Raw genomic sequence first — 16,779 nt, forward strand, 5'->3', positions numbered from 1 at the left:
CCATGGATATCTTGGCAACGTAAGTCCAGCTGACTTCGAAGATCGGTCAGCCGGGTCCTTTCAAACCGTCCACTGAAACGGGGCAAGACGAGACTGCGGACGTCGGTCCGGGACGGTCGAACGGCAAAAAAGTCAGCATGTGGGCCGTCCGAGCCAAAGGCGCACAGCTTGCAAGTTGATTTGTGTACTGTCGTCGAGGCGGAAAAGAACCCACTTTGTAATTTCGCATTTCTTGATGCACGCGCCCGTAGTTCTAGAACAACAGTCAAGGCTGAAATTCCGGCGCTGCCAAATGAGATCATCACGGACTGCTCCAGTGATGTTCCGGCACACGTTAACAGAACTGCATTCGATCTGACAGGTTGGGGCGGAGTTTGCGACAGAACCCTCCGCTTCAGGTTTACCCTATGTTTTAGCCGCGTGTCACAGCACGGGAAGAAGCTGCGAGGTGCCGACTTTCTAGTCCGCCAATTTGTCGCGGGCTCCACTAAGCTGGAATGGAGGTTATCAGGTCGCCGCCGCGACGATCGCTTTTGAGCTCGGACCTGTCGCTGCGAAGATCGATCCGGGCGGCGGTTAATTTCCACTGACTGTGTTTTCGTCCAGCCTCCAATTTTGTTCCTGCAGCGAACAGCGGCAAAGCAGGCGCGCGCGCAGCATTGAGACAATGGGTCGGATATCGTCTCCGGGCCCGGGGCGACTGGCGTGCGTACCTTGCATCGCATCTGTTTCGCTCGCCAGTCTATCCATTCGGTCTGGATTTTCTCACTGTGCTCCCGGGAATGAGTCGAAACCCAACGTCCTTCGTAGACTTTGTCGGTTCGCCGTTGATTTGGGCAAGAACCATTTCTGCGGCGATCTGGCCGATTTTCAGATGGGGCACTGCAATGGACGTCAGCCGATAGGGTTGTATTGCTGAAATCGGCAAGTCGCCCCACCCAGCGATTCCGATGTCGTTTGGCACGGTCAATCCGATTTTTTGAGCATATTGCAGCCCGCCGATCGCCATATTGTCGTTTTGATAGAATATGACTTCGACATCACGATGAGCTGCCAACAATTGTTCGGTGCCATAAAATCCGGTGTAAAAGCCAGGGGTGTCTTTTAGCAGCAATTGCTTTTCGAGCCGACCGTTTGCATCTTCGATTGCTTTTGAGAAACCTTGAAGACGCGCGGTTGCCGCATTCGCAACGTCATGAGATGTACCAACGTATCCAAATTTTTTGTACTCCATCCCCGCAAGGTAGCGACCCATGCTGTAGCCACTGTCAAAATGGTTCAGCCCGACGCACATGTCCAAAGGGCTGGAGTTGAAGTCCCATATCTCAACTAAAGGTATGCCAGCGCCACGCAGCATTTGTATGGCTTTCTGGCTATGCGAACGGCCCGTAATGATCAGGCCCGCGGGCTGCCAGGACAGAACTGTTTCGATCCACTTTTCTTCATGGTCGATCTCATGTTCTGTCAAACCCAGAACGGTCTGGTGGCCGAACGCGCCAAGCTTGCGGTCTATGCCCTCCAGAACCTGTGCGAAGATTTCGTTGCCCAGTTCCGGGATGCTTACGCCGATAAAAGTCGACTTTTTGTCACCGGCAAAAACCGTCGCCAGACGATTCGGTAAATACCCTAGCCGGTCCACCTCGGCCATTACCTTAGCGCGTGTTTTCTCTGAGAAACCGCCTTCGTCTCGCAAGACTCGACTGGCAGTCATCTTGGAAACACCAGCGGCCTTCGCGACTTCCGCAAGGCTTACTTTGTTGTTTTTGCTTATTTTATCAGGGTCACTGCTCATTTACGTTACGGGTAACTCTTTTTTGTTGACATCCGCATGGCCTATGCGAATGCTAGCTTAACGTTACGGGTAACTCAATACGATGTTGAGGAGCATTGGAGTTACCTAGACCCAGGAGGAGTCAGCCGTGCCCGGCACTGCGCAAAACAATCTGTTCTTTGACGGGATAAAGAAGCATTTCGGAGGCACCTACGCGCTGCGCGACGTTTCTCTCAATGTTGAACGCGGTGAGATTGTCGCGCTGTTGGGCGAAAACGGGGCAGGCAAATCAACTCTCATAAAAATTCTCGGCGGCATTCACAAGGCGGACGATGGGCGGGTTTTGATCAACGGCCAACCATACGAACATCGCCCCGGTGGTTTTGGTGAACGTCAGTCCGTTGCCTTTATCCACCAGGACCTAGGCATGATCGAATGGATGACGGTGGCCGAAAACATCGCCCTAGCATTGGGCTACTCCCGAAAGAACGGTCTGATCAATTGGAAATCGGTTGAAGGCTTCGCGCAAGCCGCGCTCGACAAGGTAGGCTGCGAGTTTGACCCGACCACGCGGGTTCAGGACTTGTCGCGGACTGAGAAATCTCTGGTCGCCATCGCACGCGCATTGGCGGTGGATTGCGACTATCTGGTTCTGGATGAACCAACTGCTTCTCTTCCGGCGGATGAGGTCGAACGACTGTTCGAGGCGTTGCGACCGCTGAAGGAGCAGGGTGTCGGCATGATTTACGTGTCGCACAGACTGGATGAGATTTTTCAGATTGCCGACCGGGTCGCTGTTCTGCGGGACGGAGAAATGGTTGGTCTGCGCAGCATTGACCACACCACACCCGAGGAGCTGGTCTATATGATCGTCGGCCGCAAGACCCGGCAAGTGATGAAACCGGACACCCCAACGGGCGATACGCTGCTCGAAGTTTCCGGCCTGGATATGGAGGCGGCGCATAGTGTCAGTTTCCAGGTGAAGACAAATGAGATCGTCGGACTCGTAGGATTGCGCGGGGCCGGGCACGAGAATGTCTCTCGTGCGCTGTTCGGGTCGGAAGGATTTAGTGGCCAGATAACCCTGCATGGTGAAACGCCTGACCTGAGCTCGCCGCAGACCGCGATGGCGTCTGGGATCGGCTTGGTGGCGCGGGACAGAACCGAGGAATCGGTCGCCATGTCACTGACCATCCGCGAGAATACGTTCCTGAATCCGGCGGCCATTGGGCGGTCATTGTTATCGTTCATGGGCCATCGGGCGGAAACAGAGAGTGCCGCGCGGATCGGTGCCGACGTGGCCTTGTCTCCCAATGATCAGAGCATGACGATTGAGAGCCTGTCAGGTGGCAACCAGCAAAAGGTAGTCATCGGGCGCTGGCTTGAAACCAAACGCAAGTTGTTGATCTGCGAAGACCCGACCGCGGGTGTTGATGTTGGGGCCAAAGCGGAAATCTACGCGCTGTTGAACCGCGCGATGGAGGAAGGCGTCGGCATCATCGTCGTTTCAACCGACTTCGAGGAAGTCGCTGCCATCTGCCACCGCGCCATTGTCTTCAGCCAGGGTCAGATCATACGTGAGCTGACCGGCACCGAGCTGACCACCGAAAACCTGATACAAGCTGCCTCGGCGTCGAACGCCGTGGCAAGTTAAGGAATACGACTATGCAATCGCTTGAATCCAATGCGCTGGAACCCACCAAGGCCGAGTTGAAAGAGGCCTCGCTGAAGACACGTATCCTGCGGTTCTTGCCGGTCTATGGTCTGGTTCTGCTGACAGGTTTTCTGATCATCCTGTTCTCGATCCTATTACCGAATACGTTCCCTACGCTTCTGAACTTGCGGGCCATAATCTCGGACAAGGCGATCATTGCGCTTTTGTCACTGGGGGCGATGATCCCGATGGCAGCTGGCCGCATCGACCTGACGGTCGGGTACGGGATTGTTCTCTGGCATATCCTTGCGATTTCCCTGCAGACGATGTTCGGTATTCCGTGGCCGATTGCCGTGGCGATTGTTCTGTTGCTGGGTCTGCTGACGGGGTTTCTGAACGGTCTGCTGGTCGAGGTCGCCAAGATCGACAGCTTTATTGCCACGCTCGGAACAGGCACGGTTCTGTATGCGCTGGCGCTGTGGCACACGGGGGGTCGTCAGATGGTTGGTGCTCTGCCAGATAGCTTTTACGCTATCAACGGCACGTTTGTATTCGGCCTGCCAATCACAGGGTTCTACGTGCTGGGGATCACGGTCGCGATGTGGCTGATCCTGGAATACACGCCGATTGGCCGGTACCTCTACGCGATTGGCGCAAATCAGCGCGCCGCGCAGCTGAACGGTATTCCGACCCGGAAATTCGTCATTGGCGCGTTCATGTCATCGGGCCTGATCACAGCCTTTGCCGGAGTGTTGCTGGCGTCTAAATTGCGGATCGGGCAAGCCTCGGTCGGTCTTGAATTCCTGTTACCTGCTTTGGTCGGGGCCTTTCTTGGGTCCACCACCATCAAGCCGGGACGCGTGAATGTTTGGGGAACAGTCGTGGGTGTCGCGATCCTGGCTGTTGGTATCTCGGGCATTCAGCAATTCGGTGGATCCTTCTGGGTCGAGCCGATGTTCAACGGTGTCACGCTTCTGATCGCAATCGGTATCGCCGGTTACGCTCAGCGTCGCAAAGGCGCCAAAAAGTAAACAGCATAAGGGAGGAGATTATGCTGAAACGGACTTTCATGGCGGTATCCACTGCCGCTCTTTTGACGGGTTTGGGTTTTCCAGTGGTGGCCGAAACCGCGTTCGACGGGCCAACCAGCGGACCCAAAGCCGCCGAGGGCAAATCCATTGTCGTTGTTGCCGGTGATCTAAAAAATGGCGGTATACTCGGGGTGACCAATGGGGTCGAAGAGGCTGTTGGAACAATTGGCTGGGACGTTCGCGTGTTGGACGGTGCCGGATCCATTCAGGGCCGGACTGGAGCTATCGGTCAGGCGCTTGCGCTTCAGCCGGACGGGATCATTATCAATGGTTTTGATGCTGTCGAACAACAGGCCGCGCTGGAAGGTGTCGTTACTTCGGGTATTCCGATGGTTGCATGGCACTCAGGTCCCAAAATTGGCTGTGATGCTCCAGGTGGTATCTTTGCCAATGTCTCGACCGACGCGATGACCGTGTCCGAAGTGGCTGCGAAATGGGCGATGGAAGATGGTGGTGACGGAGTTGGCGCAATCATTTTCACCGACTCGACCTACCAGATCGCCATCGACAAAGCTGACCGGATCAAGGAAACCATCGAAGCTTCTGGTGGCAAGGTGTTGGAGTACGTAGACACTCCAATTGCCGATACTTCGTCGCGCATGGGGCCACTAACCACCAGCTTGCTGCAGAAATATGGTGATCAATGGACACACGCCTTGGCGATCAACGATCTCTATTTCGACTTCATGGGGCCGGCGTTGGCAGCGGCTGGAATATCGTCCGACGACGGACCTCAAGCTGGGTCCGCGGGTGACGGGTCTGAAGCGGCCTTCCAACGGATCCGCAGCGGTAACTATCAGACAATTACGGTGGCCGAGCCGTTGAACCTCCAGGGCTGGCAACTGGTTGACGAATTGAACCGCGCCATACAGGGCGAAGACTGTTCGGGCTACATCACTTCGCCAGCTCTCGTGACCGAAGAAGGGTTGGCAAAGCTGGGTGACAGCAATCAGTTCGACCCTGACAGTCCCTATCGCGAAGCCTACGCGACAATCTGGGGTAAATAACCTTTCTGGTGGTCTTCGTCACAACTGACGAGGACCCCGCTTTAAAAGATGACACAGCGCAAAGCCAGCTCAGCGGTTTTTCGACCGCTATGGCGGAGCTTTACGCAAAGGAGGAAACCATGAGCGATCAGCCATTGGTTCAAATGCAAGGAATAACCAAACGTTTTGGCGGGGTGACGGCCTTGCAGGACGTTGATCTTACGGCCTACGCAGGAGAAGTGCTGGCCATCGTCGGTGACAATGGAGCGGGCAAGTCCACTCTGATCAAGATTCTAACCGGGGTGTATCAACCCACCGAAGGGCGTATCCTGATGGATGGAAAACCGTTGGAGATGACCAGCCACTCTGACGCAATCGCAAACGGGATTGATGCGGTTTACCAGACCCTCGCGCTGGCCGATCATCTTTCCCCTGCGGCCAATATGTTTCTGGGCAACGAGCTGACCAAAAACGTGTTCGGCATTCCGTTTTTGGACAACAAACGCATGAAAACCGAGGCCGCGCGGGTTTTGGAAGAACGCCTTGGCGTGCGACTTCGGTCGATGGATGTGATGACGGAAAGTCTTTCGGGTGGTCAGCGTCAGGCAGTCGCGATTTCACGCGCAGTGTATCACGAAGACCTGCGCTTGCTGGTGATGGACGAACCCACGGCAGCCTTGGGTCCGCAAGAAACCGCGCGAACGCTGAAACTGATCAAGGCGCTGCGCGAACAAGGTCTTGCCGTGATCCTGATCTCGCATTCGCTGGATGACGTGTTCGAAGTGGCCGACCGCGTGCATGTGCAGCGCCGGGGTCGCGCGGTTGGCGTCGTTAAGACTGCGGAAAGTTCCGTTCAAGATGTTCTGGGCCTCATCGTTGGCGCTCAGGATGCGGCTGCGTGAAGGAGAGCGACATGTCCGCAACAACCACAAATCCCGAACACAGAACCATCATGGACAGGCTCGAGCCATACTTGGCTTTCATTGGCCCCATGGTGATGATCCTTGCGATCCTCATCTTCATGGGGATTGCGGAACCGGCGCGGTACTTCCGCCTTACCAACTTGAATCTGATCCTTCTGGATGCGGCGCTTTACATGCCAATGGCGATGGCGATGACCTTTGTCATTACGCAGCGCGGGATTGACCTGTCGATCGGTTCGATTGCGGCACTTTCGGCCATTCTCATGGCCTTTCTGGTGAAGCAATACGGTTTTCCGGCGTGGATTGCAGTGCCCCTAGCTATTGTTCTCGGCGCATTGATGGGGCTGATCAATGGCTTGGTCATAACACGGTTCAAAGTGCCGGACCTGATCGGAACGCTGGCGATGGATCTTGTTTATCGTGGTCTGGCGCTGGTGATTGCAAAAGGTCTGGTACTCGCGCGGTTCCCCGAACTCATTACCGAAATCGGTCGCGGTCAGATTCCGGGCTTCATTCCGGTTCCGGTCGTCTTGGGTTTGATCACAATGGCTATTGGCTACGTCGTCCTGACACGTACTTATTTCGGCCGCTACACGATTGCCATCGGCTCGAACCCGGAAGCCAGCGAAATGACTGGCGTGGCGGTCGACCGGCATAAAATCTATGCCTACGTGCTTATGGGCGCGGCGGCGGCAATGGCGGGTGTCATGCTGACCGGCAAGCTGAACGCTATTCAGGCGACATCGGCCCCGTATTTTAATCTGCATGTCATCGCGGCTGTAGTGGTGGGTGGAACCTCACTGTTTGGTGGGCGGGCTTCGATGTTAGGTTCGTTGGCCGGTGTTTTGCTGCTGTCGATGATGATCAACGCGTTGGTGACCTTGCGGATCGAATTCTTCTGGCAATCCGTTGCCTCTGGCGTCGTGATCGTCAGTTCGGTCGCGCTCTACACATGGATGCAGAAGAAAGACCGCGACGGAGCCCGCAGCCTGTTGGCCGGACTGCGCACTAAAGAGGCGCAGAAACTGATCCGTTTCTCGGCCGCGCTGATCGGCGCACTGATCTTGTTGCTGGCCCTTGGGGCGGGACTGGCAACCGAGCCTGCGCCAAGTGGCTAGGGCAACAAAGGTGGTGCGCCGGGAGGTAGGAGTCTCGGCGCACCTGCAAGACCCCACAATGTTCGCGAAAGGGAGGACTTACCGTGAAACAATTGAACAAAGCACTACTGACGACAAGCGTGTTTTGCTTGTGTGCCGCCGCGGCCTTTGCTGATGGGCACGGAAAACTGCCGCTGAAAGAATTGCCGGGCATCGAAGACCGGGACTACTGGGTGCCTGGTGAGGTTAACGCTGATGGCAAGCTGGAAGCCTTGCAAGCCACGACCGGCGCCGAAGCAGTCAAATATGCGGGTTCGCAGGATGGGCCATTGCAAATCGCTCTGATCTACCCATCTGCGGACACCTCCGATTTCTGGGCACGCAACTATCTGGCGATGACAAAACGCCTGGATGAGCTTGGCATCGAATATGAGACGACCGAGTTCGCCAGCCGCCAGATCGAGCACAGCCTGCAATCGACCTATGCCAATCAGGTTGTTCAGGACTCCGACCTGTATGATTTTGTCATCTTCGGCCCCTCGGAATTGGCTATTCAGGCGGACAACATCGACAAAATGGCAGGCAATGACGGATTTTCAACATTCGTCTGGGCCTTCCACACTCCACCGAAGGCGCTCGAAAATCAGCCAGATGCGTGGTTCGATTTTAGCTCGGCGGCCGGGGCTCTGACCATGTGCGACTATATGCTGGAACGCCTTGGCAGCGATGTAACCATGGCGATGAACCGCGGCATTCCGGGGATTACTGATGATCAGCGTTCTGGTGACTTCAAGGCCTGTGTCGAGGAAAAAGGCAACTGGACCACGGTGTACGAGCACTATGGTGAGTATCAGCGGGAAGGCGGTTTCGAAGGCACCAGCCTGATCCTGCAGGCATACCCCGAAGCAACGATCATCCACAACGCCAACACCGCGATGGCAATGGGGTCGGTCGAAGCGCAGGTTGCGGTCGGCAAGGAAAAAGACGTGTTCTCAACCGGCTGGGGTGGCACTGGCCTTGAGCTGGATGCAATCCGGCGGGGCGAGTTGGACGCTACCCCGATGCGTATGGGCGATGACGTGGGTGCGGCAACCGCTGAGGCCATCAAGGCACATATGGAAGGCCGTCAGGACGAGCTACCGTTTGTTTTCCTTGGTCGGATCACGGTCGCTCATGACCAGATGAGTGCGGAAGAACTGGACGCGTTGGAACAGGAAGCGTTCCGGTTCTCGGGCGTTGGCGCGCTGGAGCGTTGAACGGGCTGGGCGGGGCTTTCCCGCCCAAACCCACCTGGTTCAAACCGAATTGGGGATTGACGATCGCATGCGCGGTTAATAACGATGTGACCGGTCACATATGATGAAAAGATGATGTGGAAAGGGATCCAAGATGGCGCAATCCATGATGCTGATCGAAAAATGCAGCCATTGCGTAAGCTGGTACGATATTGAAACAGGGGCTCGTCAGGGCCGTTTGGATCTTCCGCATTTTCCCCATGAGTTCGTGGTCGACGATGAGTTTCGCTATGCCTATGTCGGCCACTACGGTGTGCAGAATTCGGGCATCGACGGTACCGATGGACGCTCAGTCATTGTGGTCGATATCCGCAAGCAGGAAATCGCACACACTTATGAGTTGGGCGAACACGCCCGACCGCACGGGATCGGACTTGATGAACTGGGTCGGCTTTATGTGTTGTCTGAATGGACTGGTCATCTGCTGGTCAAGGAAAACCCGCGCGCCTTCGATCAAGGCTGGGATCATATCACGCCCACTGGCGGAACAAAATCTCACCTGTTTGCACTGACCAAAGATGGGCACACAGCCTATTCAATGAACCTGACATCGGGTGATGTTACGACGTTCAATCCTTATGACGCATCAGTCGCCCCGATCTCGATCAAAACGGGGCAGAAACCCGAAGGGCGGTGCCTGCGCGAAGATGCGCAAACGCTGTATACCTCGCAACGGATTTCCAACACGGTTGCAGTGATAAACACCGAAACGCTTGAGATTGAGCGGACATTCCCAACACCGGATGATCCCTGCCGCATCTACTATGACGAAAAGCGCAATCGCCTGGTAACGATGAACCACTTTGGCGGCTCGTTTTCTGTCTTTGACGAGGCGACGGGCGAGATGCTGCATGATCAGAAGACACCTGCCAATCCCTTGGCGCTGTGCATCGATGATGAGGCTGCCTTTGCCTACATAGCAATCGATTGCGAACAGGTTCAGCGGTTCAACCTCGACACATTCGAAGTGGTGCAAACCTTTGACACGGGCAAGGAACCGGATGTGATGGTCATCCTGCCCGACGGATTTTCAAAACACTGGGAGAACGCGGCATGACCAAGCCCCGTATCGCTATCGTTCCCGGCGATCCATCGGGGATCGGACCGGAACTAATAGCCAAACTGCTCAATCAGGATGGCGTGCAAGAGGCCGCTGATATTGTCTTGGTCGGCGACAGCCATCTTTGGCAGCGCGGCGCGGAACAGGCCGAACTGGACGTGCCGCTGAACACTGTGAACGCGGTGGTGGATCAGCCGGGTCTGTCGCATCTGGAGCTTGATACGATCGCGCCCGACGACGTGAAGATCGCTGAGGTCACCATCGAAGGCGGAACGACTTCTCTTCGCTGTCTCGACAGGGCGATGGATCTGGCGATGGCCGGTCAGGTGGATGGCATACTGTTTGGACCATTCAATAAGGCTGCGATGACTGCCGCGGGGCTGAATGCCGAGGACGAGCATCGCTATATGGCGCGCTACATGGGGTATGACGGTTATCACTCGGAACTCAACGTTCTGGATGAGTTGATGACGACCCGCGTGACTTCGCATATCGGGCTCAAGGATGTAGCGGCCAATATCTCGGAAGAGGGGATATTGAAGGCGATCAATCTGGCCAATGAAACACTGCGCAAAGCGGGCAATACACGCCCTAACATCGCAGTGGCGGCACTGAACCCCCATGCTGGGGACAACGGAAAATTCGGACGGGAAGAGATCGACATTCTGGAGCCCGCTGTGCGCAAGGCGCAGCAGAAGCAGATGAATGTGACGGGCCCGTGGCCCTCGGACACGGTCTTTCTGAAGGCGCAGCGGGGTGAGGTCGATGCAGTCGTGACCATGTATCATGACCAGGGCCAGATCGCGATCAAGCTGATGGGGTTCGAGCGCGGTGTGACTGTCGCGGGTGGCCTCCCAATTCCAGTGGCGACCCCGGCGCACGGCACAGCATTCGATATAGCTGGACAGAACAAGGCTAACCCAGGAGCGACACGACAGGCGTTCGATCTTCTCGTGCGCATGGCCAAAACGCATAGCGCAGAACGCAGCGCGGACTGAGGAGACAACGATGACAAAGATCAAATCCGTGCGCACACGCGTCTGGAACTGGACGGGACCAACGGTTCCGCCGACCGGTAATTTCTGCACCAACGCGTCTGATGTTCTTTGGGACAAGGGTGATGCGATGTCCTCGTTTCGCTTTCACCAATGGCTGACTTGCGAGATCGAGACCGAAGACGGCACAGTGGGTATTGGCAATGCCGCGCTGGCACCGACCGTGGTCAAGAAGGCCATCGACGACTGGTTCGCGCCAATGGTGATCGGCGAAGACCCGTTTGACTACGCATATCTCTGGGAGAAAATGTACCGCCGCAGCCATGCCTGGGGCCGCAAAGGGATTGGGATGACCGCGATCTCGGCAGTGGATCTGGCGATTTGGGACCTGATGGGCAAGCTTGCGGGCAAGCCGGTATTCAAATTGCTTGGCGGACGTACCAAGGAGAAAATTCCGGTCTATTATTCCAAGCTTTACTCCGGCCCGATCGAACACATGCAAGCCGAGGCTGAGGAGGCCAAAAGGCACGGTTACTCAGCATACAAAATGCGCTTTGGCTGGGGGCCAAAAGACGGGATGTCGGGAATGCGGGAGAACCTCAAGCGTGTCGAAGCCGTGCGCGAGGTCGTTGGGTATGACGCAGATCTTATGCTGGAATGCTATCAGGGTTGGAACCTCGACTATACAAAACGGATACTGCCGAAACTCACCAAGTTTGAACCGCGGTGGCTCGAAGAACCGGTGATCGCTGACGATGTAGAAGGCTACCGTGAACTGAACGCGATGAACATCGTACCGATCTCGGGTGGTGAACATGAATTCTCGGTCATTGGCTGCAAGGACCTGATCGAGAAAAGGGCCGTTTCAGTTCTGCAGTATGACACCAACCGGGTGGGTGGCATTACGGCGGCGCAAAAGATCAATGCAATCGCCGAAGCCTTTCAGGTGCCTGTCATCCCCCATGCGGGGCAGATGCACAATTATCACCTCACCATGGCCAATACCAATTGCATGATCAGCGAGTACTTCCCCGTCTTCGATGTCGAGGTCGGGAACGAGCTGTTCTACTATATCTTCGAGGGCGATCCGGAGGCTGTAGATGGGTTCCTTGATCTGGACGACAACAAGCCCGGTCTGGGGATCGAGATCACCGATAAACATCTGAAACATTTTGAGATTACGGAGTAGACGATGACCTACACCGGTATCTGGCCCGTTGCGCCAACACCGTTCAATGAGGACGGATCGCTTGACCTGAAAGGCATGAAACGCGTTCTGGATTGCTTGATTGATCAGGGCGCGGACGGGATCTGCATTCTGGCCAATTTTTCGGAACAGTTCCTGATCTCGGATGAGGAGCGCGCCATCCTGACCCGGCTGAGCCTTGAGCATGTCGCCGGGCGTGTTCCGATGATCGTAACGATCAGCCACTTTGCCACCCAGATCGCAGTGGAACGTGCGCAATTCGCCAAGGATCTGGGCGCGGATATCGTGATGATGATGCCGCCCTATCACGGGGCACTTTTGAAAGGGACCGCGCAGCAAACCTTTGAACAGTTTTCTGCTGTGGGAGAGGTCGGCATTCCGATTATGGTGCAGGACGCGCCTTTGTCTGGCGTTGATCTCCCGGTGCCGCTTTTGGTGAAAATGGCGCAAGAGATCGAAATGGTAAAGCTGTTCAAGATCGAATGCCCACGCGCTGCAAACAAGCTGCGCGCGCTGATCGCAGAAGGTGGTGACGCGATTGAAGCCCCATTTGACGGCGAAGAGGGTATCACGCTGTTGGCTGATTTGGATGCTGGGGCCACAGGATCGATGACCTCGGGCATGATCGTTGATCAGATAAAGCCGGTCCTTACACATCACCATGCGGGTCGCGTAGCAGACGCAACTGCTGCCTATGGGCGTGTGGCGATGGTGATCAATCACGAAAACCGCCAATGCGGCTGGCAATCGTGCAAGGCTGCTATGGTCGAAGGCGGGGTAATTAAATCCGAATTCTGCCGTCATCCGATTGACCCGCTGCAACCGGCTATTCGCGACCGTTTGATAGACCTTTTGAAACCGTTGGACCCGATGGTCCTGAATTGGGGAAAATAACATGATCCTTGGACAAAACCTGATCGACGGCAAATGGGTCGGATCAGACAATTCGCGTGCGTCAGACGATCTGGACGGGCAGAGCTTTGCACAGGCAACAGCGGCTCAGGTGGACGAAGCCTGCAAGGCCGCACGCCGCGATTTCCGCGCGTATTCCGGCAAATCGCGGGCCGAGCGTGCCGCGTTTCTGCGCACGATTGCGGACCAAATGGATGTGTTGGGGGATGAAATCACCCAGACCGGTTTGGCCGAAACCGGCCTGCCCGAAGCGCGTCTGAATGGTGAGCGTGGGCGCACCACCGGACAATTGCGCATGTTCGCTGACCTGATTGAAGCGACCCGATATCTCGATATCCGTAAAGACGGCGCACTTCCTGACAGGACGCCACTCCCCCGTCCTGATCTGCGCCTGACGCACAAAGCCATCGGCCCTGTCGCCGTCTTTGGTGCGTCGAACTTCCCGCTCGCCTTTTCTACGGCGGGCGGGGATACGGCCTCGGCTTTGGCTGCGGGATGTCCCGTCATCGTCAAGGGGCACAGCGCGCATGCGGGCACCGCCGAGCTTGTGGCGCAAGCCATCGCAATAGCGATCGAGATTTGCGGAATGCCATCGGGCACGTTCCAGATGGTCCAAGGATCAGGCCGTGAGGTCGGGTCTGCGCTTGTTCAGCATCCAGAAATTCGGGCGGTTGGCTTCACCGGATCGCTGGCCGGCGGGCGTGCCCTCTATGATCAGTGCCACGCGCGTCCGCAGCCAATCCCATTCTATGGTGAGTTGGGCTCGGTCAATCCAATGTTCTGCCTGCCCGCCGCGATGGCTGCCCGCGCCGCTGAAATCGGGGCCGGGTGGGCCGCGTCCCTGACAATGGGCGCTGGTCAATTCTGCACCAATCCCGGCGTCGCTGTTATGCTGGCCGGGGCTGAGGCGGACGCGCTGGAATCGGCTTGTGCGGCTGCGCTGAATGATACGGCTGAACAGAAGATGCTGACCGATGGAATTCACGAGGCTTTTGAGCAAGGCGTTCGGGAGTTCCGCGACCTGATGGTCGAGGTCACCTCTTGCGGGGCGGCAACCGGCAAACGCGCGGCCGTTCCGGCATTGTTCAAGGTCTGTGCCAAGGAGTGGATGGCGAACCCAAAGCTGCAGCACGAGGTTTTTGGTGCGGCAGGCATTGTCGTTCGCTGCGAGACCCTCGAAGAGATGCAGGCGCTAGCCGAATGTCTTGAAGGCCAGTTGACCCTGACGTTGCACATGGATGATGCGGATGTAGGGCTCGCTGGCGAACTTATACCAATACTGGAAGAGAAAGCGGGCCGTTTGTTGGCCAACGGTTTTCCGACCGGGGTCGAGGTATGCTCATCAATGATGCATGGCGGGCCGTACCCGGCAAGCACCGATGTCCGTGCGAGCTCGGTTGGCACGCTTGGAATTGTGCGCTGGTTGCGTCCGGTGAGCTACCAGAATTTGCCGACCGCGCTTTTGCCCAGTGAATTGCAGAGCTGACGTTCTGAGATTGTGACCGGGAACAAGGTGGTCTAACTTCTGCCCAAAAGCGGTGGATGCATGACGAACAAGATTCCCGGTCGCACACATGTCACGATGCGAGACGTCGCCAAGGCGGCAGGGGTTTCGCGGATGACGGTCAGTCGGGCGCTGAAAAAAAACAGCCCAATTTCCAAAGAAACGCGCGATCATATTCTGCAAGTCGTCAAGCAAATGAATTATGTCCCCGACCAAATGGCGGGATCACTGACGACTAAAAAGTCAGGCTTTGTTGCAGTTCTTTTGCCTTCGCTAAATAACCTGCACTTTGCGTTGACGGTTCAAAGCCTGACGGAAGAACTTGAAAAAGTTGGTCTCCAACTGCTCCTGGGGCATACGGATTACTCGGCGGAACGAGAGGAACAACTGGTCGAAACGATGTTGCGCCGCCGACCGGAAGCAATCGTTCTCTCATATGATGGTCACACGCAGCGTACTCTGGATTTGTTGGCTGATGTGTCGGTGCCAATCGTGGAAATCTGGGAGAAACCGAAGAAACCGATCGCGCACACTGTCGGGTTTTCGAACTCAAAGGCCGCTTGCGAAATGACGAGGGCGTTGATCGAACGCGGTTTCAAAAATATCGTTTTTCTTGGCGAAGAGCAGGATGACTGGACCAGAGGCGCAGCGCGTCGAGAAGGTTTCGAACGAGCGATGCACAGTGCCGGGTTGAATTCCAAAGCCCAGATTATGTTGGGAACACCACCTCTCACCATCGAAAATGGTGCTGCGGCGGTTGACAATATCCTGGAGCGTTATCCTGAGGTGGAGTGCGTGTTCTGCGTATCGGATATGGCGGCTTTTGGCGTTCAAAGTCGTCTTCTGCAAATCGGTAAATCCGTACCGGACGATATCTCTGTCGTAGGGTTTGGAAATTTTGAAGTTTCGAGGTTTAGCTCCCCCTCGATTTCTACTGTCGTTGTCGATCCAACTGAGATTGGGCGACAAACTGGAAAGCTTATTTCACGCCTCTTGGATGATGAAGAGGCACCGGCAGATTCGCCTTGCCATGTCACGCTGACACCGCATATCGAATTCCGCGAAAGCTGCAAACCACTCTAAATTTATAACATATTGATAAGGATATATATAATTTACTATGTTACCGGTCACATAGATGATATTGTGACCGGTAACAAGGGGTGGAGGAACAATGCCCAGAATACGTTTGGAGGGCCTCGTAAAACGGTACGGGGACTTTGAGGTTCTGCACGGAATCGACCTCGAGATGGAGGAGCATGAGTTTACGGTGTTTGTCGGGCCATCTGGTTGCGGGAAGTCGACAACACTTCGCATGATCGCCGGGCTTGAAACGGTCTCGGACGGAGAGATTTTCATTGATGAAAAACCGGTTAGCCATCTGGAGCCCAAGGCCCGCGATCTGGCGATGGTGTTTCAGGACTATGCGCTCTATCCACACCTGGATGTCGCAAGGAACATGTCCTTTGCGTTGCGTCTGCAGAAAGTTCCAAAGGCTGAGATTGACAGGAAGGTGGGTGAGGTCGCCAAAATGCTGGGCCTTACCGATTATCTGCATCGCAAGCCGGGCGAGTTGTCAGGGGGGCAGCGCCAGCGTGTCGCGATGGGGCGGGCCCTGACGCGCGACAGCAGCACCTTTCTGTTCGACGAGCCGCTATCCAATCTAGACGCCAAGCTGAGGGGGCAAATGCGCGCCGAGCTTGCCCTGATGCGCCAGCAGGTCCAGAAAAACATGATCTACGTCACCCATGATCAGATCGAGGCCATGACGCTGGCGGATCGGATCGTTGTGATGCATGGGGGGTACATTCACCAGCAAGGCCCCCCGGAGGAGCTGTACAAGCGACCAGCCAACAAGTTTGTCGCCGGGTTCCTTGGGTCTCCGCCGATGAACTTTTTGGACGCAACAGTCGAGGATCGAAGTGGCCAGTTGTTTGTAACCGGAGCGGGCTTCGCCATCGGACTCAGTCAGGAACGTCAACAGAGCCTGTCGAAAGCAGACCTGAGCAACGTCATCCTTGGAATCCGACCTTCCGATCTAAGCTACAATCCGGATGCCCCCGAAAACACCAGTTTAAACCTCAGGGTCGTTGTCTCGGAATACATCGGCGCGCAGTCGGTTCTGATCTGTGACTGCGCAGGTCAAAAAATCGAAGTCGAATTGAAATCAGACACGCCCATCGCCTTGGGTGAAACCCTTCGGTTCGAAGTCAACGCAGACGCCATTCATCTCTTTGATCGCGAAAGGGAGGTCGCCCTCTAACAGCGACCCAAGACCAGCATG

General features: G+C 55.9%; 14 protein-coding genes. 13 read left to right on the plus strand and 1 reads right to left on the minus strand.

Going from position 1 to position 16,779, the window contains the following annotated elements; translation table 11 throughout:
- Positions 1-742: 742 nt before the first annotated feature.
- Positions 743-1,792 (minus strand): LacI family DNA-binding transcriptional regulator, encoded by a 1,050-nt coding sequence (locus tag ACR0L4_RS19240; RefSeq protein WP_480514685.1) that lies wholly within the window; start codon positions 1,790-1,792, stop codon positions 743-745.
- Between the two features lie 127 nt (positions 1,793-1,919).
- Between ACR0L4_RS19240 and ACR0L4_RS19245 the strand changes: the two genes are divergently transcribed.
- The 13 genes from ACR0L4_RS19245 to ACR0L4_RS19305 all read left to right on the plus strand — a co-directional run bounded on the left by ACR0L4_RS19245 (position 1,920) and on the right by ACR0L4_RS19305 (position 16,758).
- Complete coding sequence (locus tag ACR0L4_RS19245; protein WP_170752983.1) at positions 1,920-3,425, plus strand: sugar ABC transporter ATP-binding protein; 1,506 nt, start codon at positions 1,920-1,922, stop codon at positions 3,423-3,425.
- An 11-nt stretch (positions 3,426-3,436) separates the two neighbouring features.
- On the plus strand, positions 3,437-4,456 hold the full coding sequence (locus ACR0L4_RS19250; protein ID WP_170752981.1) for an ABC transporter permease: 1,020 nt from the start codon (positions 3,437-3,439) through the stop codon (positions 4,454-4,456).
- 20 nt (positions 4,457-4,476) lie between these two features.
- Complete coding sequence (locus tag ACR0L4_RS19255; protein WP_170752979.1) at positions 4,477-5,523, plus strand: substrate-binding domain-containing protein; 1,047 nt, start codon at positions 4,477-4,479, stop codon at positions 5,521-5,523.
- Between the two features lie 119 nt (positions 5,524-5,642).
- Positions 5,643-6,404, plus strand: a complete 762-nt coding sequence (locus ACR0L4_RS19260; protein WP_480514686.1) for an ATP-binding cassette domain-containing protein — start codon at positions 5,643-5,645, stop codon at positions 6,402-6,404.
- 11 nt (positions 6,405-6,415) lie between these two features.
- Entirely contained in the window at positions 6,416-7,543 is a 1,128-nt protein-coding gene (locus ACR0L4_RS19265) for an ABC transporter permease (RefSeq protein WP_170752975.1), read from the plus strand.
- Between the two features lie 83 nt (positions 7,544-7,626).
- Positions 7,627-8,778, plus strand: a complete 1,152-nt coding sequence (locus ACR0L4_RS19270) for a substrate-binding domain-containing protein (RefSeq protein WP_170752973.1) — start codon at positions 7,627-7,629, stop codon at positions 8,776-8,778.
- Between the two features lie 133 nt (positions 8,779-8,911).
- Entirely contained in the window at positions 8,912-9,874 is a 963-nt protein-coding gene (locus ACR0L4_RS19275) for a YncE family protein (protein ID WP_170752971.1), read from the plus strand.
- Positions 9,871-10,875, plus strand: coding sequence for a 4-hydroxythreonine-4-phosphate dehydrogenase PdxA (locus ACR0L4_RS19280; RefSeq protein ID WP_480514687.1), 1,005 nt, complete (start codon positions 9,871-9,873; stop codon positions 10,873-10,875). The genes ACR0L4_RS19275 and ACR0L4_RS19280 overlap by 4 nt, the downstream gene beginning before the upstream one ends.
- 10 nt (positions 10,876-10,885) lie before the next feature.
- Positions 10,886-12,061, plus strand: coding sequence for an L-rhamnonate dehydratase (locus ACR0L4_RS19285; RefSeq protein ID WP_170752966.1), 1,176 nt, complete (start codon positions 10,886-10,888; stop codon positions 12,059-12,061).
- A 3-nt stretch (positions 12,062-12,064) separates the two neighbouring features.
- Positions 12,065-12,973, plus strand: coding sequence for a dihydrodipicolinate synthase family protein (locus ACR0L4_RS19290; RefSeq protein WP_480514688.1), 909 nt, complete (start codon positions 12,065-12,067; stop codon positions 12,971-12,973).
- 1 nt (position 12,974) lies between these two features.
- A complete protein-coding gene (locus tag ACR0L4_RS19295) occupies positions 12,975-14,477 on the plus strand; it encodes an aldehyde dehydrogenase (NADP(+)) (protein ID WP_480514689.1) in 1,503 nt (500 codons plus the stop codon).
- A 60-nt stretch (positions 14,478-14,537) separates the two neighbouring features.
- On the plus strand, positions 14,538-15,578 hold the full coding sequence (locus ACR0L4_RS19300) for a LacI family DNA-binding transcriptional regulator (protein ID WP_480514690.1): 1,041 nt from the start codon (positions 14,538-14,540) through the stop codon (positions 15,576-15,578).
- A 91-nt stretch (positions 15,579-15,669) separates the two neighbouring features.
- Positions 15,670-16,758: an ABC transporter ATP-binding protein gene (locus ACR0L4_RS19305; protein ID WP_480514691.1), complete on the plus strand. Its 1,089-nt coding sequence runs from the start codon at positions 15,670-15,672 to the stop codon at positions 16,756-16,758.
- Positions 16,759-16,779: the final 21 nt, after the last annotated feature.

The organism is Ruegeria sp. AB5 (assembly GCF_056542645.1).